General features: G+C 36.9%; 21 protein-coding genes and 1 other annotated feature. Of the genes, 14 read left to right on the plus strand and 7 right to left on the minus strand.

Translation table 11 applies throughout. The features are described from left to right. Positions 1–165: 165 nt before the first annotated feature. Positions 166–1149 (minus strand): GMP reductase, encoded by a 984-nt coding sequence (gene guaC, locus C9J35_RS14060; RefSeq protein WP_107925024.1) that lies wholly within the window; start codon positions 1147–1149, stop codon positions 166–168. A 308-nt stretch (positions 1150–1457) separates the two neighbouring features. Here guaC and C9J35_RS14065 point away from each other — a divergent pair, with 308 nt between their 5' ends. Further along, positions 1458–1877 carry a VOC family protein gene (locus tag C9J35_RS14065; protein WP_054767882.1) on the plus strand — a complete coding sequence of 140 codons (420 nt, stop codon included), beginning with the start codon at positions 1458–1460 and terminating at the stop codon, positions 1875–1877. A gap of 159 nt (positions 1878–2036) precedes the next feature. Here C9J35_RS14065 and C9J35_RS14070 read toward each other — a convergent pair whose 3' ends face one another. Next, positions 2037–3986 (minus strand): methyl-accepting chemotaxis protein, encoded by a 1950-nt coding sequence (locus tag C9J35_RS14070; protein ID WP_107925025.1) that lies wholly within the window; start codon positions 3984–3986, stop codon positions 2037–2039. A 323-nt stretch (positions 3987–4309) separates the two neighbouring features. Between C9J35_RS14070 and C9J35_RS14075 the strand changes: the two genes are divergently transcribed. Beyond that, on the plus strand, positions 4310–4684 hold the full coding sequence (locus tag C9J35_RS14075; RefSeq protein WP_054767883.1) for a VOC family protein: 375 nt from the start codon (positions 4310–4312) through the stop codon (positions 4682–4684). 235 nt (positions 4685–4919) lie between these two features. Here C9J35_RS14075 and C9J35_RS14080 read toward each other — a convergent pair whose 3' ends face one another. After that, positions 4920–5663 (minus strand): YybI family spore inner coat protein, encoded by a 744-nt coding sequence (locus C9J35_RS14080; RefSeq protein WP_107925027.1) that lies wholly within the window; start codon positions 5661–5663, stop codon positions 4920–4922. A gap of 369 nt (positions 5664–6032) precedes the next feature. On the opposite strand from C9J35_RS14080, the gene C9J35_RS14085 reads away from it, so the two are divergent. The 7 genes from C9J35_RS14085 to C9J35_RS14115 all read left to right on the plus strand — a co-directional run bounded on the left by C9J35_RS14085 (position 6033) and on the right by C9J35_RS14115 (position 13601). Further along, the gene (locus C9J35_RS14085) at positions 6033–7202 is read left to right on the plus strand and encodes an acyl-CoA dehydrogenase family protein (RefSeq protein ID WP_107925029.1); all 1170 of its coding nucleotides are present in this window, start codon (positions 6033–6035) and stop codon (positions 7200–7202) included. Between the two features lie 29 nt (positions 7203–7231). Further along, positions 7232–8101: a transporter substrate-binding domain-containing protein gene (locus C9J35_RS14090; RefSeq protein ID WP_107925030.1), complete on the plus strand. Its 870-nt coding sequence runs from the start codon at positions 7232–7234 to the stop codon at positions 8099–8101. A 99-nt stretch (positions 8102–8200) separates the two neighbouring features. Beyond that, on the plus strand, positions 8201–8908 hold the full coding sequence (locus tag C9J35_RS14095) for an amino acid ABC transporter permease (RefSeq protein WP_107925031.1): 708 nt from the start codon (positions 8201–8203) through the stop codon (positions 8906–8908). Positions 8909–8920: 12 nt separating this feature from the next. After that, a complete protein-coding gene (locus C9J35_RS14100; RefSeq protein ID WP_054767884.1) occupies positions 8921–9622 on the plus strand; it encodes an amino acid ABC transporter permease in 702 nt (233 codons plus the stop codon). Between the two features lie 14 nt (positions 9623–9636). Continuing rightward, the gene (locus C9J35_RS14105) at positions 9637–10392 is read left to right on the plus strand and encodes an amino acid ABC transporter ATP-binding protein (protein WP_107925033.1); all 756 of its coding nucleotides are present in this window, start codon (positions 9637–9639) and stop codon (positions 10390–10392) included. Between the two features lie 573 nt (positions 10393–10965). Continuing rightward, positions 10966–12378 carry a YfcC family protein gene (locus tag C9J35_RS14110; RefSeq protein WP_107925035.1) on the plus strand — a complete coding sequence of 471 codons (1413 nt, stop codon included), beginning with the start codon at positions 10966–10968 and terminating at the stop codon, positions 12376–12378. A gap of 53 nt (positions 12379–12431) precedes the next feature. After that, positions 12432–13601: a M20 metallopeptidase family protein gene (locus tag C9J35_RS14115; RefSeq protein ID WP_235616320.1), complete on the plus strand. Its 1170-nt coding sequence runs from the start codon at positions 12432–12434 to the stop codon at positions 13599–13601. A 48-nt stretch (positions 13602–13649) separates the two neighbouring features. On the opposite strand, the gene C9J35_RS14120 is transcribed toward C9J35_RS14115, so the two are convergent. After that, positions 13650–14840, minus strand: a complete 1191-nt coding sequence (locus C9J35_RS14120) for a coenzyme F420-0:L-glutamate ligase (RefSeq protein WP_107925038.1) — start codon at positions 14838–14840, stop codon at positions 13650–13652. A gap of 118 nt (positions 14841–14958) precedes the next feature. Between C9J35_RS14120 and C9J35_RS14125 the strand changes: the two genes are divergently transcribed. After that, a complete protein-coding gene (locus tag C9J35_RS14125; RefSeq protein ID WP_107925039.1) occupies positions 14959–15873 on the plus strand; it encodes a LysR family transcriptional regulator in 915 nt (304 codons plus the stop codon). A 45-nt stretch (positions 15874–15918) separates the two neighbouring features. Here the strand turns inward: C9J35_RS14125 and C9J35_RS14130 are convergent, their stop codons facing one another. Continuing rightward, entirely contained in the window at positions 15919–16800 is an 882-nt protein-coding gene (locus C9J35_RS14130) for a LysR family transcriptional regulator (RefSeq protein ID WP_054767885.1), read from the minus strand. Between the two features lie 116 nt (positions 16801–16916). Here C9J35_RS14130 and C9J35_RS14135 point away from each other — a divergent pair, with 116 nt between their 5' ends. Next, positions 16917–17933, plus strand: coding sequence for a YeiH family protein (locus C9J35_RS14135; RefSeq protein WP_107925040.1), 1017 nt, complete (start codon positions 16917–16919; stop codon positions 17931–17933). Between the two features lie 107 nt (positions 17934–18040). On the opposite strand, the gene C9J35_RS14140 is transcribed toward C9J35_RS14135, so the two are convergent. After that, positions 18041–18376: a heme oxygenase gene (locus C9J35_RS14140; protein ID WP_054767886.1), complete on the minus strand. Its 336-nt coding sequence runs from the start codon at positions 18374–18376 to the stop codon at positions 18041–18043. Between the two features lie 195 nt (positions 18377–18571). Here C9J35_RS14140 and C9J35_RS14145 point away from each other — a divergent pair, with 195 nt between their 5' ends. From C9J35_RS14145 to C9J35_RS14150, 3 genes are all read left to right on the plus strand, one after another. Next, positions 18572–19132, plus strand: a complete 561-nt coding sequence (locus C9J35_RS14145; RefSeq protein ID WP_107925042.1) for a CotH kinase family protein — start codon at positions 18572–18574, stop codon at positions 19130–19132. Between the two features lie 170 nt (positions 19133–19302). Continuing rightward, positions 19303–19467: a hypothetical protein gene (locus C9J35_RS23640; protein WP_167395973.1), complete on the plus strand. Its 165-nt coding sequence runs from the start codon at positions 19303–19305 to the stop codon at positions 19465–19467. A 93-nt stretch (positions 19468–19560) separates the two neighbouring features. Beyond that, the gene (locus C9J35_RS14150) at positions 19561–20163 is read left to right on the plus strand and encodes a class I SAM-dependent methyltransferase (RefSeq protein ID WP_107925043.1); all 603 of its coding nucleotides are present in this window, start codon (positions 19561–19563) and stop codon (positions 20161–20163) included. A gap of 133 nt (positions 20164–20296) precedes the next feature. On the opposite strand, the gene proS is transcribed toward C9J35_RS14150, so the two are convergent. Beyond that, positions 20297–21733, minus strand: a complete 1437-nt coding sequence (gene proS / locus C9J35_RS14155; protein ID WP_107925045.1) for a proline--tRNA ligase — start codon at positions 21731–21733, stop codon at positions 20297–20299. A gap of 58 nt (positions 21734–21791) precedes the next feature. Further along, positions 21792–22009 (minus strand) — a binding site (T-box leader). Positions 22010–22393: the final 384 nt, after the last annotated feature.

Consider the following 22393-nt stretch of genomic DNA (forward strand, 5'->3'; position numbering starts at 1 on the left):
ATAAGTACCCCAAATTCCCTTTTAAATACTCTTGAACAATCTTTAATTTAAAACCTTGGCTATATTTCGCCATACAAAAACACCCCAAAAGTTAGATTTATTACTCTAACTTTTGGGGTGCAGCACCGAGCTAAAAATCTTGTTTGGGCTCATCTTATATTTTTGTTAGTATACTTTATCACCGTTAAAAATTGAGTTTTTCACAATTACATAATCTACATTTCGAATAGCATCTAGCTTATTGCCGCCTGCATAGGAAATAGATGATTGAAGGTCTTGTTGCATTTCAATTAACGTATCTTTTAGACTACCTTTATGTTCTACGTACATTTTTTTCCCTTCAACGTTTTTCTTTTCACCTTTTTGGAATTCTGAAGCAGAGCCAAAGTATTCTTTCACTAATTTACCATCAATTTCAATTGTTTCACCTGGGGATTCCTCATGACCTGCAAATAGGGAACCGATCATCACCATTGAAGCACCAAAACGCACTGACTTTGCAATATCGCCATTTGTCCGAATACCACCGTCAGCGATGATTGGTTTTGTCGCTGCTTTTGCACACCAACGTAGTGCTGCTAGTTGCCAACCACCTGTACCGAATCCAGTTTTAATTTTTGTAATACATACTTTACCAGGTCCGATGCCTACTTTCGTAGCATCTGCACCAGCGTTTTCAAGTTCTCTTACAGCTTCAGGAGTACCAACGTTCCCTGCGATGACAAAGCTATTCGGTAAAAACTTTTTAATATGCTGGATCATTCGAATAACAGCATTTGAGTGACCATGTGCAATATCGATTGTTATAAATTCAGGTACTAAACCAGCAGATGCTAGCTCTTCTACAAATGTATATTCTTCTTCTTTTACACCAACACTAATAGAAGCGATTAAACCACGGCTTTGTAAATCTTTAATAAAATCTGTGCGCTTTTCTGGGTTGAAGCGATGCATAATATAAAAGTAACCGTTTTCAGCAAGTTTCACAGCAATATTTTCGTCGATGATTGTTTGCATGTTTGCAGGTACAACAGGAAGCTTAAATGTATGGCCACCAAGCGTGACAGATGTATCACATTGTGAACGGCTCTCTACGATACATTTTGCGGGAATTAGTTGAATATCTTCATAGTCAAATACGTTATCCATTATATACACTCCTAAAATACGAATATTTTTAAAGAATTAATTTAAATTGTTCGTCATTTGGTAATTTACATCATTTCTAAGGAAATGTCAAAGTTTTTAACAAAATAACTTAAAAATCTACTTTAGGTACATGAAAAGAACGGTTTACAGTTTATTAAAAAGGCTTTTTATAATAGCAAAATTGAAGATTTATAATAATCAACTCCATTTTTAGAAAGCAATTTAAATGTATATACGTAGGATTTGGCTTATCATTCATCTTCCATGTACAATAGAATTGTTTCTAAAATGACAAAGGAGTGTTGGAAATGGCAGTAGAGGTGTATTTAGTTTTTAATGGAAATTGTCGAGAAGCTGTATCGTTTTATGAGAAAGTTTTTAATACGGACAAGGCAGAAATTATGACATTCGGTGATTCACCGCAGAATCCAAATTATCAATTGCCAGAGGAAGCTAAGGATCTTGTTATGCATACGCGACTTTCGATTTTGGGTAGCAATGTTATGTTTTCGGATACTTTCCCAGGCTCGCCGTTTACAGTGGGCAACAATGTAACATTAGCGATTGTCTTGGATGATGAAGCTCAGTTACGATCAGCTTATAAGGGGCTTAAAGAGGGTGGCAAGGTCAATATGGAGCTACAAGAAACTTTTTGGAGTAAATGCTACGGCTCATTGACTGATAAGTTTGGCATTGAATGGCAACTTAGTTACGAAGAAAGAAATTAATCATAATATAAAAAGCACGATGTAGCGGGGAAAGACCCTGAACATCGTGCTTTCTTTTGGTTAAGGAAACGATTTTTGCAAAGATAACATAGGAACAATGTTTAATGTTTGCAAGTAGTTATTTAGATTTATATTTATATTTATATTGTGCATTTGTTTTTAGTATTTAAAGCGTTTTACAAAGGTTTGTAATTCATCGGACATATCTAGAAGTGATTTTGCAGCCATAGCCATTTCTTGCATAGAGGACAATGTTTGCTCAGTGGAAGCAGCAACCTCCTCTGAAGCAGCAGCATTAAGTTTAGCATGGTCTGTTAGCTCTACAGCAGTTGCAGTTACTTCTTCGACTACAGCTGACATTTCCTGTGCAGAAGCAGATATGTCCTCCATTTTCGGTGCAATATTACGTAGACTTTCTAGGATGTTCGCGAATTTTTCGCTCGTATCTTGAGAGAGCTGTAAACCGTCCTGAACATCTGTAGAGGCCTTTATCATTGTTTGCACAGATTTCGCAGTATCTTGCTGAATCCCGGTAATCAATGAAGAAATTTGTTCAGCAGATTGATGTGATTGTTCAGCTAATTTTCGTACTTCATCTGCAACTACAGCAAAGCCTTTACCATGTTCACCTGCTCGAGCGGCTTCAATAGCTGCGTTTAGTGCAAGTAAGTTTGTTTGGTCTGAAATAGCACTAATAATCTCTAAAATAGAACCAATTTCTTTTGTTCTATCGTAGAGAGATTTGATCATGTAGTCGGACTGGGTAACAGATTCATTAATAGAAATCATCTGGTTTACGGTACGTTCTACTGATCTACCACCTTCATCTGCCTGTTGAATGGCATGATTAGAAAGATCGGATACTTGCATAGAACTATCTGCTACTTCAACGATTCCTTTTGCGATTTCTTCAATAGAAATAGCATTTTGATCAATACCCGTTGTTTGCTTTTCTGCACTTATAGCCACTTGTTGCATGGCTTGCGTAACTTGTTCTGAAGAAGCAATATTTTGCTCCGCATTTGCCGATAATCCTTGTGCAGAGATTTGTACATGATTGGCGCTTTGATCAACGTTACGAATGAGTTTTTTTAGGCTAACTTTCATCGCAATAAATGCTTGACTAAGCTGTCCAATTTCATCTTTCGAATGGACATCAATGAACTCGGTGAGATCGCCTTCACTAATTTTTAAGGCACTTTCTTTTAGTCGATTAATTGGTTTGACAATGCTTTGGATCATGTAAAGCATAAAAACAACACCAACAATAATTGAAACGACGATGATGATTAAGTTGACATTAAAGGTTGTAGCTGCAGCCTTCGTCGCCTCTGCAGAAAACATTGTTCCAACAACCTTCCAACCGGTTAGCTTATTAGTCATAAATTGTAGCTGACGATCATTTTCAATGATAGTACCGCTCTCTTTCTCATAAATCTTTGCTATATAGGTTTCGGTTGCCTCCATACCACTTTCTTTATCGGGCTGGGCAATATAAATTTTGTTGCTATCTAAAAGAGATGCAAAACCAGTTTCTCCAATGCGTATATCATTCGTGATGTTGCTCAATGTAGAAATATTGAGATCTAACCCGATTACACCTGAACCGTCCTGTAAAGCCTGTGTAATGGTAATAACAATATCACCTGAAGTCTGTGTGACATAGGGCGCAGTGATAGTGATTTGGCCTTTGTTCTCTAATGCTTGCTTATACCAAGGTCTTGTTCGAGGGTCAAAATCACTAGGGTACTCTTGCGCTGGCTCGTCCAATAGTTTTCCATCAGCTGTACCTATATAGATGAGTTCAACCTCTGGATGCATATTGGTATATTCGTGTAATAGCGATTTAAGCTCGGACATCCTATTTTCTTGTAAATAAGATTGATTGAGCTTTTTTGTAAAATATTGAACGTCTTCAACTTTCGGTTCAATGGTGTTTGTAATATTCGTGTTGAGCATGCGAATGCTTTCAGCGGTGCTTGCTTGCTGTTCCTTCAAAATTTGCTTTCCAGCACTATGATAAGAAACGATGCCTACAAGTAATGTTGGAATAATAAGCATAGCCAAAAATGAAAAAATGAGCTTTTTCCTTAAACTTAGAAGTTTCACTTGTTTGTTCCTCACTATTATTATGATGTATTGTTCTATACTTTTCCTTAGAAGGAAATAAATATGACTAACTTATTTTATCAAAAATTAATAGAGTAGATACACATTTTGAGAAAGAGCTACATAAATGACAGAAGTCATCCAAAAAACAAGCGGAAATGGTTTTAAAATGATTATTTTAGAAAGAGTGATTCTAAAAGAATGAACATGAAGTAGTGATAAAAAGAATAAATGATGAAAAAAACTGAATGATTTAGCCTTTTTGTGTGAAGGATAACTAGCAGATTGTTGTATACTAATGCTCAAAGGAGGAGGAATTTATTATGATTCAACAAATCGGACAAGTTATGTTATATGTGAATGATCAAGATGCCGCTGTAAAGTTTTGGACAGAGAAAATTGGATTTATCGTAGTAGCTGAACAGGAAGAGGCGGGGATGCGATGGATTGAAATTGCGCCATCTAAGAAAGCGCAAACGAGCTTCGTTCTTCACAATAAAGAAGCCATTGCAAAAATGCAGCCAGAATTAAATTTAGAGACACCTTCTATTATGTTTTACGCAGAGAATCTAACAGAGCTATATCAGGATTTTCAAACAAAGGGAATAATAGTTGGCGATTTAGTAACGATGCCAATGGGTAGAGTTTTTAATTTTGCTGATCACGAAAATAATTATTTTGCATTAGTTGAAAAATAATACGTAAAGGCTGATTTAAAAAGGCCTTCAAATAATAACGACTTTTGCCTATATAGTAAAAATCCGCATCGCTTTCCGCGGGCAAGGCATGAGCCGCATCGCGCGTTAACGCTCCCTGCTGGGACTCATGCTCTTGCTTTTCCGGCAGGAGTCTACGCGGATTTTACCTTTAAATCAAAAAATAACATAACTAGAAAAACATCAGCATATTGTTTTTACTTTTGGGACAGTCCATTTACGATAAATCCTCCCCATAAATTGCGGCTGTTTGTCGTTCAACGACAAATTGTTGGCCATTCCATTTTAGAACATTTTCAATATAGCCTAAACCGTCGGCGTGGTATCTGCCTGCTATTGCTTGAAATGCTAAAATCTCATATGTCCCGTCACGGTCAAAATCAATTGGGTATAATCCGCTAATTGGATCGACCCATCCTTCAATCGGTTGTTTCAATGTCCCATCCTTATGATAAATTTCAGCTAAATAATCTTGCCCTTTATAGTGCAAATCGAGAATGTATAGTTTTTTTGGATTCATGCTTCTGACAGAGGCTTTATAGTTATTTTCATAGTTTACAGTATACTTTAGCGTATTATTAAAAGCTTCTGTATCAAAAATAGAGCGCACTTTTCCATTTTGCGATGAAAAAATTTCCCCATTGATAATACCTCCACTACCGCCAGTATCAGATACAACTAAAATATCTTCGATATGATTACCCGTAAAATTACCTAGAAAAATAGTTGGATTATAGCCCACATTCTCTTTCAGCATTATTTGTTCAAATTGTCGTGTTGGGCCGTAAAAAATAGCAAGTGTTAAATTTCGCCAAAGTGGACTATCAGGCGATTTAGTGCCCATTAAAAATATTGTTTCAAAAAACCCATCTCCATTTATATCGCCAAATTTTGTTTGAATAATTTGAGGGGACATCTGTGGAATAGAGGTAATACTTGCTGAGGGATTAATATTGGTCATACATACACCTCTTTCTTTAGTTTTAGCATATGTTGTAAATACAGCTTGGTGCATAAAATAGCTAACAAATAATTATTGCGCGGGAAATTGTGTCTGGATTTCGAATTGTAAAAAATCAAGCTTTGCATACTGTTGTCCCGCGGATTCTTTGAAAAGAACGACAGGTCAATTTAAAACCTATAAAACTTACAAAAAAACTTGTAATTAATTATTGACAACTTAACATGTTGAAAGTATTATAATGTCAATGAATCAGAAAATTCAGTACCACACATGATCTCACTATCAAATGTAGTTAGAGGTTTTTTTTACATCATTAATTCTTAGTAAATATATATGTTTTATATATTTTAGGAAGAAGGAGATTTTTTGAAGGATTTATTTATTAAAACAAAGCAACAGCATCATTGGATGGGACAGCTAACATCGATTGCAGAGCAGATTAAAGCTCAGGCTGTAGAGGTCGATGAACAATCTCGTTTTCCTTTTGAAGCACATAAACTGCTTTTGCAAATTGGTTATCCTAAATTGACATTACCGAAAGAATATGGCGGTGAAGGATTATCCGTTTACGATATGGTACTCATTCAAGAAACATTGGCTAGTTATGACGAAAATGCATCACTTTCTTTGGGCTGGACATTAGGTGTTGTTGGTGAAATATATGAAAAGAAATTATGGTCAGATAATTTACTGGAGACGTTCGCGTTGGAAGTAAAAAAAGGTGCCATTGTGAATAGAGCGGTAAGTGAAGCAGCTACTGGCAGTCCAACACGTGGTGGTCGTCCAGGCACAAATGCTGTGGCGACATCAGATGGCTGGCTTTTAAATGGGCGTAAAATATTTACGACGGCATCACCGGTACTTGATTACTTCTTAACCTCTGCTTGGATTGAGGAAAAAGAGCAAATAGGTTTCTTCCTCATTCATAAAGATGTGCAAGGAGTTTCTATTGAAGAAAATTGGGAAATGTCTGCAATGCGTGGCACCAGTAGTCATGATTTAGTGTTAAAGGATGTCATTGTTTCTAAGGATTATTTAGTTGAACTGCCGAATCATCCAAGTGGTGGCAAAATAAACGGCTGGATTTTACACATTCCTGCAACTTACTTAGGCATTGCGCAAGCGGCTAGGGACTATGCTCTGCATTTTGCAAATCATCATCAACCAAATAGTTTAAATGCGCCAATTAGTACTTTACCAAATGTGCAACAACTGTTAGGTGATATAGAGTTGAAACTCCATCAAGCCCGCTTTGTACTGTATGGAGTGGCAGAAGCTTATGATGATGCTGTTAGACGGAATACTTTAACGAATGAAATGGCTGTTGCAAAGCACACGGTAACGAATTTAGCTATAGATATCGTAGATAAGGCGATGCGTGTTGTAGGTGCAAAAAGCTTACAACTTACTAATCCACTACAACGCTATTATCGAAATGTGCGTGCGGGATTACATAATCCACCGATGGATGACATGACAATTATCAAATTAGCAACAGCTGCTATTGAGCAACAGAAATTAAATGAAAATAAATGATCAAACATTGACAATAAGGGGAAATGCATATGTTTAAGCGAAAGAAAAAAGTACTTCAATTTGCAGCTATCTGGTTAGCATCAATTGCTATTTTAGCAGGATGTAATTCAGGAGAAACTTCAAATAAAGACACAGAAGATGGCGATAAAGTTCGTACAGTTAAGGTTGCGTATGATCAAGCATCCAAGCCTATTAGTTATATTGACGATAATGGCAATCCAACTGGCTATGATGTAGAAGTAATGAAACTTGTAGATGAGCTATTACCAGAATACGAGTTTGAATATGTAGGGACAACAAGTGATGATTTACTGATTGGTGTCGAGCAAGGCAAATATCAAGTTGGGGTAAAAAATGCATTCTTTACACAAGAGCGCACAGAAAAGTTTATTTTCCCAAAAGAGTTTTTAGGGTTAAGTAGTGCAGGTTTAGTGTTACGTAAAGAAGATGAAGGCCTAAAAACATTGGCAGACTTTGCAACAAAGGGCTATTCATTAGCACCAATTGCTGCAAACAATGCACAGTATACAATTATTGATGAGTACAATAAAGCAAATCCGAATAATGAAGTGAAATTACAAGCTGGAGATGCGTTCACTGTGGATGTCGTGCAGTGGGTAAATGAAGGCCGTGTTGACGGTGGTGTGATGATTGAAGGTCCGTTCAAACAACAAGTATTAGCAGAAGAGGGCCCCTATTATAATTTAAAAGATGAAGTAGTGTACAACGAATTCGCAGTGATTAAAACATGGCCTTTGTTCAATAAAAAAGAACAAGAATTTGCAGATGCATATGATAAAGCTATAGCACAAGTTAAAGAGCAAAAGAAAACAAGTGACTTAAGCACAAAGTTTTATGGCCGTGATTTATTTGAAGTGTTAGAAAACGTAAATCGATAATGATTTAAAGGCTGTTGAGTCAGTGAACTCAGCAGTCTTTCTTAATAACAGGAGCACTTAGGCAATATTGAATAAACATTTATAAAAGTTGGTGAGGAAATGGATAAATACTTTGATGCTTCGTATATATGGAATGCTATTCCCGTATTATTGCCGTTTTTAAAAGTTACCTTTTTAGTTGCAGGGTCCTCCATAGTACTAGGCACACTGTTCGGCTTGCTATTAGCGGCTGCAAAGTTAAGTTCACTAAAAGTACTACAAAAATCAGCAAATTTCTATACAACTATTATGCGGTGTACGCCATCTATCGTCCTATTATTCCTCGTGTATTATGGCGTACCCGCATTAGCAGAAAACTTCGGCCTAAATCTACATTCGATTGAAACAGCCTTCTTTGTCGTAGTTACTTTCACATTGCAGTTCGCAGCCATCATGTCCGAGGTTATTCGCTCTTCCTATTTGGCGATTAATAAAGGGCAATTTGAGGCTGCTGTCAGTGTAGGATTAACACCATTTCAGGCATATCGTCGTATTATCTTTCCGCAGGCTCTTGTTATCGCATTGCCGAACTTTGGAAATGGCATGATCGCATTGCTACAGGAGGGTGCACTTGCTTACACAATTGGTTTAATTGATATTGTAGGGAAGGCAAATTTAATTATTGCCAGCAATATTAATGCACATGCGCTTGAAATATATATCGCACTTGCAATTGTTTATTGGGTGCTATCTATTATTATTGAAAAATTCTTTGCTATGTTAGAAAAGTTTTTCAGCAAGGGTAAAAAAACATTAGAAACAACGTAAGGAGGCGTAATCATGAATTATCAATTTTTGATAGAAACATTTTTTGTAGCATTATCGGGTGTCCCTATCGCGCTCCTTGTGACGATTGTTGCTTTACTCATTGCTATACCACTAGGATTTTTACTAGCCTTAACACGCATTAATAAAATTCCTATTATCCATCATTTTGCGAAAATTTATGTATCCTTTGTACGAGGTACACCAATCATTATTCAGATTTTCATTATTTACAGCAGCGTTCCATTATTGTTGAAAATTATATTTGAAAAATATAATATCGCCTATGATATCTATAAAATCAACCCTATTTGGTATGCTTTTATCGTCTTTGCTTTTAGTACAACAGCGATCTTAATCGAGGTATTCCGTTCGGCATTGGGTACCATTGAAAAAGGCCAATTAGAGGCAGCACATGCAGTTGGTTTAACAACATTCCAAGCATATCGCCGTATCATTATTCCACAAGCGTTAGTAGTGGCTATGCCGAATATTTGTACTGCAACAGTCAATCTCATAAAAGCAACCTCACTAGGTTATGCAATGTCTTTACCAGAGATTACATTGAAGGCCAAAGTTGCAGCGAATGTTGGCTACAATTACGTAGAAGCATACATTGATATTTTTATAGTGTACCTAATTTTGTGTAGTACAGTTGAATACATTTTTAAACGATATGAAAAACATTTAAGTAAATTTAAAATGGCGAGTGCCTAAGGGGTGAATTCAGCATGTTAGAGATAAAAAATATTCACAAATCATTTGGCGACAATGAAATTTTAAAGGGTGTCGACCTATCAATTGATAAGGGCGATGTGGTTGTTATTCTAGGCCCCAGTGGCTCAGGAAAAACAACTTTGCTTCGTTGCATTAACTTTTTAGAAAAAGCCGACCAAGGGCATGCGACGTTTGGTGATATCGATGTAGATTTTCAAAATGTAAAAAAGAAGGATGTACATGCGATTCGTCAACGTGTAGCTTTTGTATTCCAAAATTATAATCTGTTCACCAATAAAACAGCGTTAGAAAACGTCACTGAAGGGCTTATTATCGGCCGTAAGGTAGCAAAGGCTGAAGCTATTGATATTGGGAAAAAGGCGCTAGATAAAGTGGGACTATCAGAAAAATATAATGCTTACCCGAGTCAGCTATCAGGTGGACAGCAACAACGTGTAGGTATTGCACGTGCCGTTGCATTGAACCCAGATATTATTTTATTTGATGAGCCGACTTCTGCCCTTGATCCTGAGCTAGTAGGAGAAGTGCTAACTGTTATGAAAAACATTGCCACAGAAGGGACGACTATGCTTGTGGTCACGCATGAGATGAGCTTTGCTAAAGATGTGGCAAATCGCGTTATCTTTATGGATGGTGGCGTAGTTGTGGAGGAAGGAAGTCCACATGATATATTTGTCAGTCCAAAAGAGGAGCGTACAAAGAAGTTTTTAAAACGTGTTATTCCAGAGGATTATACATTTTATATTTAAAAAAGGGGGTTTAAAACCCCAGCCAAACTGTAGACAAACTCAAACATTGAGTGTGTTTACAGTTTTTTTCTTTTTAAATTAGAAGTATCTAGGGACCGTTGATGTCCGCTATGGCGGACTTTACGGGCATGGCTTCAGGTTACCTCGTACGGTGCCTTCAACTCATGCTAGACCCGCACGAAGTGTAGCAAAGGAGCGAGCAGATGGACGGTCATCGGAAAGCGAACATTTTTGCTGGACCTCATGTAGTGAATTTTGCTGCCCTAGTAGGAGTTTAATAATTTAATTATACAGAATTATCGAAAAATATTGACATATTAGTTTTGTTTTTTTTATATTTTTACATATAGTATTTCCGTTTATCGGAATATATTTCCGTCATACGGAAAAACGAGGGGTGTATAAAGTTCTCAACAATGAAAGATACTGTTTAGTTGTTAAATAGCAATAGTCAGTTTTTAGGGGTTATGTGAATAGCGAAATTCTACTTGTGAAGAGCATTGAATAAATACTAGATTATTTGAAACAGAGTCACGAGAATACTTTTATTACTACTTGTTAGGGGGAAAGTACATGACAAATCTGCAGAACAATCAAGAAGTAGAAGAGCCAAAAATTAAGGGAATCAATGCATTTGTATTAATGTTTATCATCATTTTGTTAATGACAATATTTACATACATTATTCCAGCTGGTCAGTATGATCGAGTGGAGAGTAATGGACGCATGGTAGTGGACCCAGAATCATTCCACTATATCGATTCAAATCCTGTTGGTTTCCTTGATATGTTTAAAAGTGTTCATTTAGGCATGCTTGAAGGCGCTTCCATTATTCTATTTGTCTTTTTATTTGGTGGAGCACTGGGTGTCATGCAAAAAACAGGAGCGATTGATTCATTTATTAAAGTAATGGCTTCTAAATTTGGGAAACAGGAGTATGTGTTAATTCCTATTCTCATATTAATCTTTGCTAGTTTAGGTACTTTAATTGGTTCAGCCGAGGACACATTGGTGTATATTGCCATCATCATTCCGTTAACGATGGCACTTAGAATGGATGCAATTACCGGTTTTGCAATAGTTATGCTAGGCACATTAGCCACTGGCTTTACATCAGGGATTACAAATCCGTTTAATATCGGGGTCGCTCAAACGATAGCAGAATTACCAATGTATTCAGGCATGTCTTATAGAATTATCGTATTCTTTGTGTTTTATATTCTAACGGTCATATATATATCCAGACACGCTAAAAGAGTAAAAAATGATCCTTCTAAAGGTATATACGGAAAATACAAGCGAGAAGAAATTATTGAAATTGATTTGGATTTTAAAATGAGTGGGCGTCATTTATTAGCGTTTCTTGTCTTATTAGCAAATTTTGTGGCATTAATTGTCGGTGTTATAAAATTCCAGTGGTATATCAGTGAAATTGGTGGGATTTTTCTTTTAAGCAGTATTATTATGTCGGTAATTTGTAAACTTAGCCCGAATAAAATGGCAGAAGGTTTTATTACTGGTGCAAGAGATATGGTAGAGGGTGCTTTAATCATAGGCTTTGCTCAAACAATTTTAGTGATTACTACTACAGGTGGGCTCATTGATACAATCTTGCATTTTGTAGCAAATGCAGTCAGCGTTTTACCGGCTTCAATTAATGCGGTGGGCATGTTTTTATTACAGCTTTGTTTGAATTTCTTAGTGCCATCTGGAAGCGGTCAAGCAGCTTTAACGATGCCAATTATGACACCTTTAGCAGATTTAATTGGTGTGACAAGGCAGACTGCGGTACTGGCTTTCCAATTCGGAGACGGTATTTCAAATATGATTATTCCTACAAGCGGTGTTTTGTTGGCAGGCTTAGCCATAGCGGGTATTCCATTTTCAAAATGGGTTAAATGGGTTTTTCCATACTTCCTTATTCAAACAGGCCTAGCGATTATTTTATTAGTAATTGCACATGTCATGAATTACGGACCATTTTAACTTGATACAGTAGTACAGATAATGTACCCAAGAAGTGATAGGAGGAATTACTGATGAGAGCAATTAATACGTTGGAACAACAGGTGATCGCATGGCGACAACATTTGCATATGCATCCAGAGTTGTCACATCAAGAACATCAAACAGCACAATACATTTATAATCAATTATTAACATTTCCACATTTAGAGGTGAAGCGTTTAACTGAAACGAGTGTCTGTGCATTTTTAAGAGGTACGAAAACGGAGGGGAAAGGTCATACCATTTTATTGCGAGCGGACATCGATGCATTACCGATTGAGGAGGAAACTGAGTTACCCTTTAAATCAAAAAATCAAGGCGTGATGCATGCGTGTGGACATGATGCGCATCCAGCTATGTTACTTGGTGCAGCAAAGGCATTAGCAGAGCGGGGAACAGATTTCACCGGTGAAATACGTTTTGTTTTCCAACATGCTGAGGAGGTAACACCTGGTGGGGCTGCGCAACTTGTTGGTTTAGGTATAGTGGACAATGTAGATTACGCATTTGCACTCCATGTAAGCCCAGATTATGAAGTCGGTCAGTTTGCGATGAAGGATGGAAAGTTTACAGCGGCAGCAGATGATTTTGAGATTAAGATTTTCGGGCGAGGTGGGCATGCCTCGACTCCTGAGGTTGCGATTGATCCGTTATTAATTGGCTCAGAGATTGTCATGGCATTGCAAACAATTGTCTCACGTAAAGTGCCAAGCATCCATGCACCGGTCTTAACAGTAGCAAAATTCCATTGTGGCACGGCTTTAAATATTATTGCTGAAACAGCGGAACTTGGTGGAACAATTCGATCATTAGATGCGAAGGTACGTGTAGATGCTCGCAAACATTTAGAGAAAATTGTTAATGGCATTGCCTCAATGCATGGGGCGACGGCGGACATCAAATGGGAGCTTGGCTGTCCTTCTGTAACAAATGATAAGGAGCTTACGGCGTTATCACGTCGAGTAGCTGGTGACATTGTAGGAGAAGATGGCGTAAGAGAGTTACCTGATCCGATGTTTGGGACAGAAGATTTTGCAGATTTTTCAGAGGCTGTACCTGCATCGATGCAATTCATAGGCGTGCATAATGTAGATTTTGGTGAGGCTTATCCGTTGCATCATCCACGTTTTAAAATTGATGAGGACGCACTTATCTACGGTGTGCGCTATTTTGAAAATATTGCTCGTACATTATGTCCATAAAAAAAGAACTCTCGCGACCATTAGCGAGAGTTTTTTTGTTATAGGATATTATTTTGTATAGTTATCAAAGTAACCTTGAATATAGATCATTGGTGTACCTTTGTCCCCTGAACCAGAAGTTAAGTCAGATAAAGAACCAATAAGGTCTGTTAGTTTACGAGGTGTTGTACCTTGAGCGGCCATTTGACCAGTTAAATCTTCATCTTTGTTTTGGATATACGCAGAGATAGCTGCCTTTAATTCCTCACCGCGAAGATCAGCAAAATCGTTATCTGCTAAGTATTTAAGTTTTACTTCGTTTGGTGTACCGTCTAAGCCCGCTGTGAAGGCAGGAGAGACAACAGGGTCTGCCAGCTCCCAAATCTTCCCTACAGGATCTTTGAATGCACCATCGCCATACACCATTACTTCAACAGTTTTTCCAGTCGCTTCTTTAATTTTTGCTTGGATGCCATCAACGATAGGTTGGCAAGTATGTGGGAATAATTTTACGCTTTCTTCTGTCGCTTTGTTAGAGCCAAGTAAGCCGTATTCCGCATTGAAGCCAGAACCATTGTTTGAAACAGATAAAATATTGTCAAGACTATAAACTTTTTCAGCACCATTTGCCGCTAAAATTCGTTTTGTACGGAAGCGTGTGTGAATATCACAAGCCAATACGCTCTTCGTATAATTTAATATAGTTTTTGGGTTATTCGAAAAGATAACTTCACAAGCAGCGCCTTCAGCTTCAATTAATTCTTTATAGTATTCAATATAATCTACACCAGTAAATGTGTGTTTTTTATAGCCGAAGTGTTCACGAAACTCAGCCTCTGTTAAAGTATCTGTCCAAGGGTTAATGCCTTTTACATCTAGTTCGTCAATATCAACTAGGTGATTACCGACTTCATCAGATGGATAGCTTAACATCAACACTACTTTTTTAACACCTTTTGCGATACCACGTAGACAGTTAGCAAAACGGTTACGGCTAAGAATTGGGAAGATTACACCGACAGTGTCATCACCAAATTTAGCAGCTACGTCCGCTGCGATGTCTTCAATCGATGCATAGTTACCTTGTGCACGAGCTACAACAGATTCTGTTACTGTTACGATATCACGATCTTCAATTGAATAGCCTTCGATTTTTGCTGCATTCAACACAGTATCAACAACGATTTGTTCAATATTGTCACCTTCGTTAATGATTGGACCACGAAGACCTCTTACGACTGTACCAACTACACGTTCCAAAATAATCTCTCCTCTAAATATATAGGTTTATATAAAAATCAACATGATTTTACTATACGCCCGTTTAATGATATAAGTAAAATTAATAGTTCATATAATAGCTATAAGGAGTGCTTATATGATTGGGAAATTAGATTTATACCGTGTTTTTAGTGTTGTCGCTAAAAATAGTAGCTTTTCTAGGGCTGCCAAGGATTTATATATGACACAGCCAGCAGTTAGCCAGGCAATGATGCAGTTAGAGAAAGAGCTTGGCACACGTCTCTTTAATCGCACGCCTAAAGGTGTCACTCTAACTACAGAAGGAAGTCTTCTTTATGAGTATACGAATTCGGCTTTAGGTCTTTTAGTTGCTGGAGAAGAAAAGCTTTTTGAATTTAAAAATTTAACAACAGGGCAACTGAAGATAGGTGTAGGAGATACTATTTCTCGTTTCTTTTTAATGCCCTATCTTGAGGCATTCCACACAATGTATCCAAATATAAAATTGCAAATGTTTAATGGTACGACTTCAGAAATTTGCAATTTTATTAAATCAGGAGAGGCGGATGTAGGGTTTTGTAATTTTCCAGTAGAAGATCCGACATTACAGTTAACCGTCTGCACAGAGGTCCAAGATATTTTCGTGTGTGGGGAGAAGTACAGAACACTTGAGACAAAGAGCTTAAGTTACGAAGATTTATCAAAGTTTCCGCTTATTTTTCTTGAAAAGAAATCGAATTCACGAAAATATGTGGAAAATTATTTGTTTGCTAAAGGGATTCAAATCGCCCCTGAATTTGAACTCGGCTCACATGATCTTGTCCTTGAATTTGCACGCAGTAATTTAGGGATAGCTTGTGTAACGAAAGAATTTTCAAAGGATTACTTACAGAGAGGATTACTTTATGAACTTACATTACTAGAAAGTATTCCGAAGCGTAGTATTGGTATGTGTTATTTGAAAAGTGTGCCATTATCTCGTGCGGCTACAAAATTTGTAGAGATAATTGAAAATAAGGAAGAACGTAAAAGAATCAATCGAAGAACTTAAGAAAAGCCTAGCGACTAGAAATAGCCAGCTAAGCTTTTTTAATGGTCAGCTTTTCTTTGTTATAAATTCAATGAGTGTTTCGACATTCCGATTATTTTTCATGGTAGGTGAGTACAGATAAGAGAAAGTTCGCATAAAATGTTGCCCATCAAATGGCAAGATGGCAATGTCGCCATTTTTAAGTTCACGCTCAATAACACAGCGCGATAGTAAGGATAGACCCAATCCCTGCATAACACTTTCTTTTACGCCTTGATTGCTGCTGATTGTCAGTAAAGAGCGCACTTGGAGGCCATTTGTTCTAAATAGATGGTCTAAATAATTGCGCGTGCCAGAACCCGCCTCACGCGCGACCCAATTTTGCTGCTGTAAATCTGAAACAGTAATGTTAGATTGCTTCATAAGTGTGTGATTTTGTGCACCAACAATAAATAATTCATCTTGCATAAACGGCTCGATGATAAGCTCGTTGTCTAGTGCTTGTCCCTCTATGAGGCCAATATCGACTTGTAATAACTTTGCCAATTGAATGATTTCATTAGTATTGCCAATAATAACTTGTAGTTCAAGTTGGGGGAATTGTTGCTGTAGGCTGGCTAAAATTGGCGGTAGAATATATTCTCCAATGGTGAAACTAGCACCGATTACGAGCGTTCCTTGAATCGCATGGTGAAAGGTTAAAATATCATTCTTTGCTGCTTCTGCAAGTGCCATAATTTGCTTTGCTCGTTTATATAAAATTTCACCAGTAGGTGTTATTTGTACAAACTTTGGTGAACGAATAAATAAAGTCGTTTGAAATTCTTGTTCTAAATTCTTGATGTGTAAACTGACACTTGGCTGAGATATGTGTAGAATTTCTGAGGCTTTCGTAAAATTATTTACTTCCACTAGTGTCATAAATGTTTTTAACGCATCATACTGCATAGTACTTCACCCCTTATAATTAGAAATATTAATGATTGCGATTATATATATGTATTTTACTGATGATTAACTTTTTAATAAAGTAATAATCATAAAGGACGAAAGAAGTGAACAGCATGGACAGACAACAGGGGATTAAGAAGTTTCTAGCACCACCCTTTATTAAAGGCGTATTATTGACTTTCGGTATGGCCTTAATCGCCAAATATATTTCGACCTTTCCTTTCTTTTCTATTTTAGGGCAACTTGTTATTGCGATTATTATAGGTATGGCTTGGAAAGCAACTTTCAATGTAGCAGATTCATGGCAACCAGGCATTGCCTTCTCAAGTAAAAAGTTATTGCGCTTTGGTATTATCTTGCTGGGGATGCGTTTGAATTTAGCTGATATTTATCATGCTGGGGCAAGTGTCTTTGTTATTGCATTTATAGATTTATTGTTTGCATTAATGGTTGTATATGGGTTAACCAAGATATTTCATGTAGAAAAAAAGCTCGGTATTTTAACAGCGTGTGGAACAGCCATTTGTGGTGCTGCAGCAGTTGTTGCCATCGCACCACAAATTAAAGCAAATGAAAAAGAAACGGCGGTAGGTGCTGCGATTGTAGCATTACTTGGAACAGTATTTACACTTGTTTACACCATGCTGTATTCGTTATTTGGATTATCACCGACGCAATATGGTATTTTTGCAGGTGGCACATTGCATGAAATTGCCCATGTCATAGCCGCAGCAGCAGCTGGTGGAAATGAAGCCGTTGATATAGCGGTAATTGTTAAGCTTACTCGTGTAGCATTGCTTGTACCAGTTGCAATAATAATTGGTATTTGGTATCAAAGAAGTGAGAACGGACAAGAGAAAAAGGCTTTTTCCCTGTCCATTATTCCATGGTTTATCCTAGGATTTTTAGCGATGAGTGCCCTTAATTCGCTTGGTATTGTACCACCTGCTATTGCTCAGTCTATCGTGAACTGCGCCTATATTTTAATTGCTATGGCGATGGCTGGTTTGGGCTTGAACGTAGAAATAAAAACATTTAAACAATTAGGTCTTAAAGCCTTTATTGCAGGATTGATAGGTTCGGTTTGTTTATCCGTTCTTGGTTATGTATTGGTTATTTTATTTCAATAAGGGAACAATTTTACATTCCCCAATAAAAAGCCTTGCATATTTAGACAAATATGCAAGGCTTTTTTAGATAGAATCAGAAGATGATTTAACAGGATTCGAATAAGTGATTAGTGTGATGCTTCAATGGAAGATGCAAGCTCAGCAACAACTATTTTACTGCCAATGAGCGGACTATTTTCAGGCTTTGCGCCTTCAGATCCTGGTTCAGGACGATGGTGTGCTGCTGCAAAGGCATCACTATTTCTCCAAGCTTGGAAATGTTCCTTTGTTTCCCAATACATATTGACGCTCATTTCGTCATATGTAGGATCATCTGTCGAAATTAACACCTCTACTTTATGAAAACCTTCGAACTTTTGTAGAGGACCTGGTTTTGTAAAGTTAGGTGCCATTTTCGTTGCAAAGCCGGGTTTTACTTGAATACGATTTGTAACAATAATCATGTTATTACCCCCCTAATCATTTTCTTTAAAGTAGAAAAAATCTACTATTTGAATGAATTATCAGTGATTATCATTCGCAATCAATGATAAGTGGCACAGGAAGTCATTGTCAATAGATAGCCTATAAATTTGAAATATTCTTTATAAGGCGAAAGGGTCAAGCGCTACCCATTATAGTTGATAGTAGTGAAACATTTGACATGCAGAATCTGGATCAAAGCTAATGCTATTGGCAACAAGGACACAAATCAACAAACACAACAATTTCCAGCTAGCAATACACCACCGCTTATAAATGATCAAGACGATCCGAATAGTAATCAAGATAATGTGAATCAACATGATGGCACGCCACAGGATGGTTCTCAACAAAATAGTGGTTTTCCACAAGATGTTATGAATATGGATATGCTCATGGATATGTCATCTAACTTAATGTCTGATAGGGCTATTAACTTTAGCATAAAGGACCCAGTGTTTGGTGTAACGTTGGAGGAACGACCTTTATTAAATGTGCTTCTTTCAAATGACGAATATCGTAAAATCTATGAAAACTATTTAGAACAACTAGCGAAAAACTATTTAACAGAGGAATTTTTCCAGAATATAACGAATGGATTATCCTCCATGCTGACAACGTATGTAGAAGCGGATCCAACTAAATTTTCAACAACCGAACAATTTCTAGAAGGTGTAAAAGGAGAGAATAGCCTACCTGAATTTGCTAAACAACGGTCAGCGTCTATTCTAAAGTAACTCTCGGGTGAATTAGTCATAGAAGCGAACCCAGACAACGAAATGCAGGGGGGAGAACCATTTACGGAGGATTTTGCGTTTAACTTTGATTCTCAATCTCCAGAAGACTTTGATCCATCACAAATGCCCCAAGGACCCCCGCAAATGATCAAGATGGAGACAACATTCAAATGCAAGGGCATGTAGGTGGCAAGATAGGCCCCAACAAAGGTAATGAGCAAATAGTACAACCTTCAGGGATTGATAAGAATACAACCATTACGTCAGGTGTTTTATGTATTGTATTACTTCTAGCACTTACATTTGTTTTCCGCTTCAATCGAAGAGGGATATAAAAAATAAACCATATCTGAAACTTTAGGGTATGGTTTTTAGCGCTTCACATGCTAAAATAAAGCATTCATTTTTCGAGGGAGTCCTACAAAGTTATGAATGATCAACAATTTGATAAATATTTGCATATTAATACGGTAGGCGATCAATATGGTTTTCCAAAACTTGCCCATTACCATCGCTATGAACCTACCCCATATACAGGACTTGACCAACTATTTCAGCAGTATGAGTTACCTAAAAATCCGGTATTTGTCGATATAGGATGTGGAAAAGGGCGTGTCCCAATTTATATAAACGATAAGTTCCATATTCCAACGGTAGGTATCGAGATGGACGCAGGTTTCTATGCAGAGGCGGAGCACAATAAGGAAAGCTACCGCAAAAGAAAGGGTTCACGAGCTTCAATTTCCTTTGTTCATTCAATTGCAGAGGCATACCCTATTAAACCAAAAGACAATGTATTTTTCTTTTTTAACCCGTTTTCCATCAATATTTTTCGGACAGTCATTCACAATATATGGGAATCATATGAGCGGAATAGGCGTGAAGTTCATATTATTTTATATTATCCACCGTATGATTACTTACAATTTTTACATCAGGGTACCTCTTTTGAATTACTCCACGAGGTCCATCTAGAAAATGAAACAAATGTCAATGAACGACTTTGCGTTTTTGCCTTAAAAAAAGCTTAGCATGTGACTACAATCCCATCCCTAAGCTTTTGGAGTGTGTGTTCATAGAGCACAATTTCACTAATTTTTATCCCTCCAGCTACAAGCTTAGCTAGAGGGATTTTTTATATAAGAAGTAAGGGTGTCAATGTATTTAGTATGCGCGAGCAAACCAAACTGTGTGTTTTGCCTCGTTCCCGCAATAAATACAATTCGATTTTTTTATTGGTGGATTAAATGGAATATTTCGCGATGTAAATTTTGTTTCATCTTTTACTTTTTGCTCACAAATATTGCTGCCACACCATCCAGCCAAAATCCACCCAGGAATATTTTTATTGGCTTTGCTCTGTGTAATATGATCTTGTAACTGTTGTAGCGAATCAATTGTTACATGTGAGTTGGCATCTCGAAATTGTCGAGCTTTTTCAAGTAGACGCTTTTGCATTACATTTAATTCTTCCTCAATGACATCCGTGAATCGATCAAGCGCAACTGTTATTTTTTCTTCTTCATCGCGTAGCTTTATTACTACTTGGTTGTTTTGAAAATCACGAGGACCAAATTCTACACGAAGTGATGCCCCTTTTTGTTCCCACTTATTAAACTTGAACCCCGGTGTTAAATCGGAATCATCTAATTTCACACGAATCCCTTTAGCTTTTAATACCTTATATAGGTCATCTAACTTCTCTAGTATCTCAGGATGCTTTTTAAAGGGCCCAACTGGAATTAATACGACTTGGGTTGGTGCAATTTTTGGTGGTAAAACCAATCCTCGCTCATCCCCATGTACCATAATAACAGAACCTATTAAGCGAGTAGATGTGCCCCAAGAAGTAGTGTGAACATAGTCATGTTGGTTGTTTTTATTTAAATATTTTATATTAAATGCCTCTGCAAATTTTGTGCCAAGATAATGAGATGTCCCTGCTTGTACAGCTTTTCCATCTTTCATCATCGCTTCAATTGAAAATGTATCGATTGCGCCTGCAAAACGCTCTGATTCGGTTTTTGTGCCATCAAATACAGGAATTGCTAGCAAATTTTCTACTACTTTCTTATAAATATCTAGCATTTGTAATGTTTCATGCCGTGCTTCTTCTTCATCAGCATGAGCTGTATGGCCTTCTTGCCATAAAAATTCTGAAGTGCGTATAAAAGGTAAGGTTTTCTTTTCCCAGCGAAAAACGTTCGCCCATTGATTCAGTAATAATGGCAAATCGCGATAACTTTTAATCCAATTTGAATACAAATAACCTATCATTGTTTCAGATGTTGGACGCAATGCTAAGCGCTCTTCTAATTGTTCTCCAGCAGCTTCAGTAACCCACGGTAATTCAGGTGAAAAACCTTCTATATGATCCTTTTCTTTTTGAAAAAATGATTCAGGAATTAGCATTGGAAAATACGCATTGCGATGTCCGGTTTCTTTAAAATGATAATCCATTTCGGCTTGAATATGCTCCCATATCTCATAGCCGTCAGGTTTAAATGCTATACATCCTCTCACAGGTGTATAGTCCATTAAATCTGCATTTTGAATTGTTTCAATATACCATTTTGTAAACTCATTTTGCTGAATCGTCATAATTGCTCCTCCTTGCTTACTAATAATGTAAATAAAAAAGCACAAAGCTATCCTTCTAACTAAGGACGTCTTTGTGCTTTAACAAACGTGGTACCACCTATTTTTAGTTTTATAAATGTATAAAACTCTCTAGCGTTTTATAACGGAAACGAACCGGTTATGTTTTCATAACTTCTCCGTGGTACGTTTCAGTAAAGAATAATGGTATAGCTCTCAGCAATTACTATACTCTCTGTAACACTTCTTTTACTTACTTGGTCACATCATTGAAATATATTTTTGATATAGCTTAACAAATGATACAAAATAATACAAGTATTTAGAGCAAGCCCTTATTATTTTCCCGGAAATAAAATACATAAGCCATTTTTAATTATAAATTGACTGTTAATATTTCCTGCACGAGGGGTATTTTAGATTGTTTTTTTAGAGACTTTTATATGTAGATGAATCAATTTTCAAAAAAAGGATGGGTTTTTTATGTCACTAACGATTATTTATACGAAATTTAACAAATTTAAATGATCGTTTTGTATTAACTATCGCTATTAATTAATAGATAATTCTTAAAAAACTAATTATACTGAAAAATCACTCTAGACTAAATTTAAAGAATGTTTTACAATGTAAAAGGCTTAAATGAATAATATTTAGTTTCAA

The organism is Lysinibacillus parviboronicapiens, from assembly GCF_003049575.1.
Classification (GTDB): Bacteria; Bacillota; Bacilli; order Bacillales_A; family Planococcaceae; genus Lysinibacillus; species Lysinibacillus parviboronicapiens.

Coding starts and splice junctions, on each gene's coding strand:
- guaC (WP_107925024.1), bottom strand. CDS start 1,149: ATGGATAACGTATTTGACTATGAAGATATTCAACTAATTCCCGCAAAA.
- C9J35_RS14065 (WP_054767882.1), top strand. CDS start 1,458: ATGGCAGTAGAGGTGTATTTAGTTTTTAATGGAAATTGTCGAGAAGCT.
- C9J35_RS14075 (WP_054767883.1), top strand. CDS start 4,310: ATGATTCAACAAATCGGACAAGTTATGTTATATGTGAATGATCAAGAT.
- C9J35_RS14080 (WP_107925027.1), bottom strand. CDS start 5,663: ATGACCAATATTAATCCCTCAGCAAGTATTACCTCTATTCCACAGATG.
- C9J35_RS14090 (WP_107925030.1), top strand. CDS start 7,232: ATGTTTAAGCGAAAGAAAAAAGTACTTCAATTTGCAGCTATCTGGTTA.
- C9J35_RS14095 (WP_107925031.1), top strand. CDS start 8,201: ATGGATAAATACTTTGATGCTTCGTATATATGGAATGCTATTCCCGTA.
- C9J35_RS14100 (WP_054767884.1), top strand. CDS start 8,921: ATGAATTATCAATTTTTGATAGAAACATTTTTTGTAGCATTATCGGGT.
- C9J35_RS14105 (WP_107925033.1), top strand. CDS start 9,637: ATGTTAGAGATAAAAAATATTCACAAATCATTTGGCGACAATGAAATT.
- C9J35_RS14110 (WP_107925035.1), top strand. CDS start 10,966: ATGACAAATCTGCAGAACAATCAAGAAGTAGAAGAGCCAAAAATTAAG.
- C9J35_RS14115 (WP_235616320.1), top strand. CDS start 12,432: ATGAGAGCAATTAATACGTTGGAACAACAGGTGATCGCATGGCGACAA.
- C9J35_RS14125 (WP_107925039.1), top strand. CDS start 14,959: ATGATTGGGAAATTAGATTTATACCGTGTTTTTAGTGTTGTCGCTAAA.
- C9J35_RS14130 (WP_054767885.1), bottom strand. CDS start 16,800: ATGCAGTATGATGCGTTAAAAACATTTATGACACTAGTGGAAGTAAAT.
- C9J35_RS14135 (WP_107925040.1), top strand. CDS start 16,917: ATGGACAGACAACAGGGGATTAAGAAGTTTCTAGCACCACCCTTTATT.
- C9J35_RS14140 (WP_054767886.1), bottom strand. CDS start 18,376: ATGATTATTGTTACAAATCGTATTCAAGTAAAACCCGGCTTTGCAACG.
- C9J35_RS23640 (WP_167395973.1), top strand. CDS start 19,303: ATGCAAGGGCATGTAGGTGGCAAGATAGGCCCCAACAAAGGTAATGAG.
- C9J35_RS14150 (WP_107925043.1), top strand. CDS start 19,561: ATGAATGATCAACAATTTGATAAATATTTGCATATTAATACGGTAGGC.
- proS (WP_107925045.1), bottom strand. CDS start 21,733: ATGACGATTCAGCAAAATGAGTTTACAAAATGGTATATTGAAACAATT.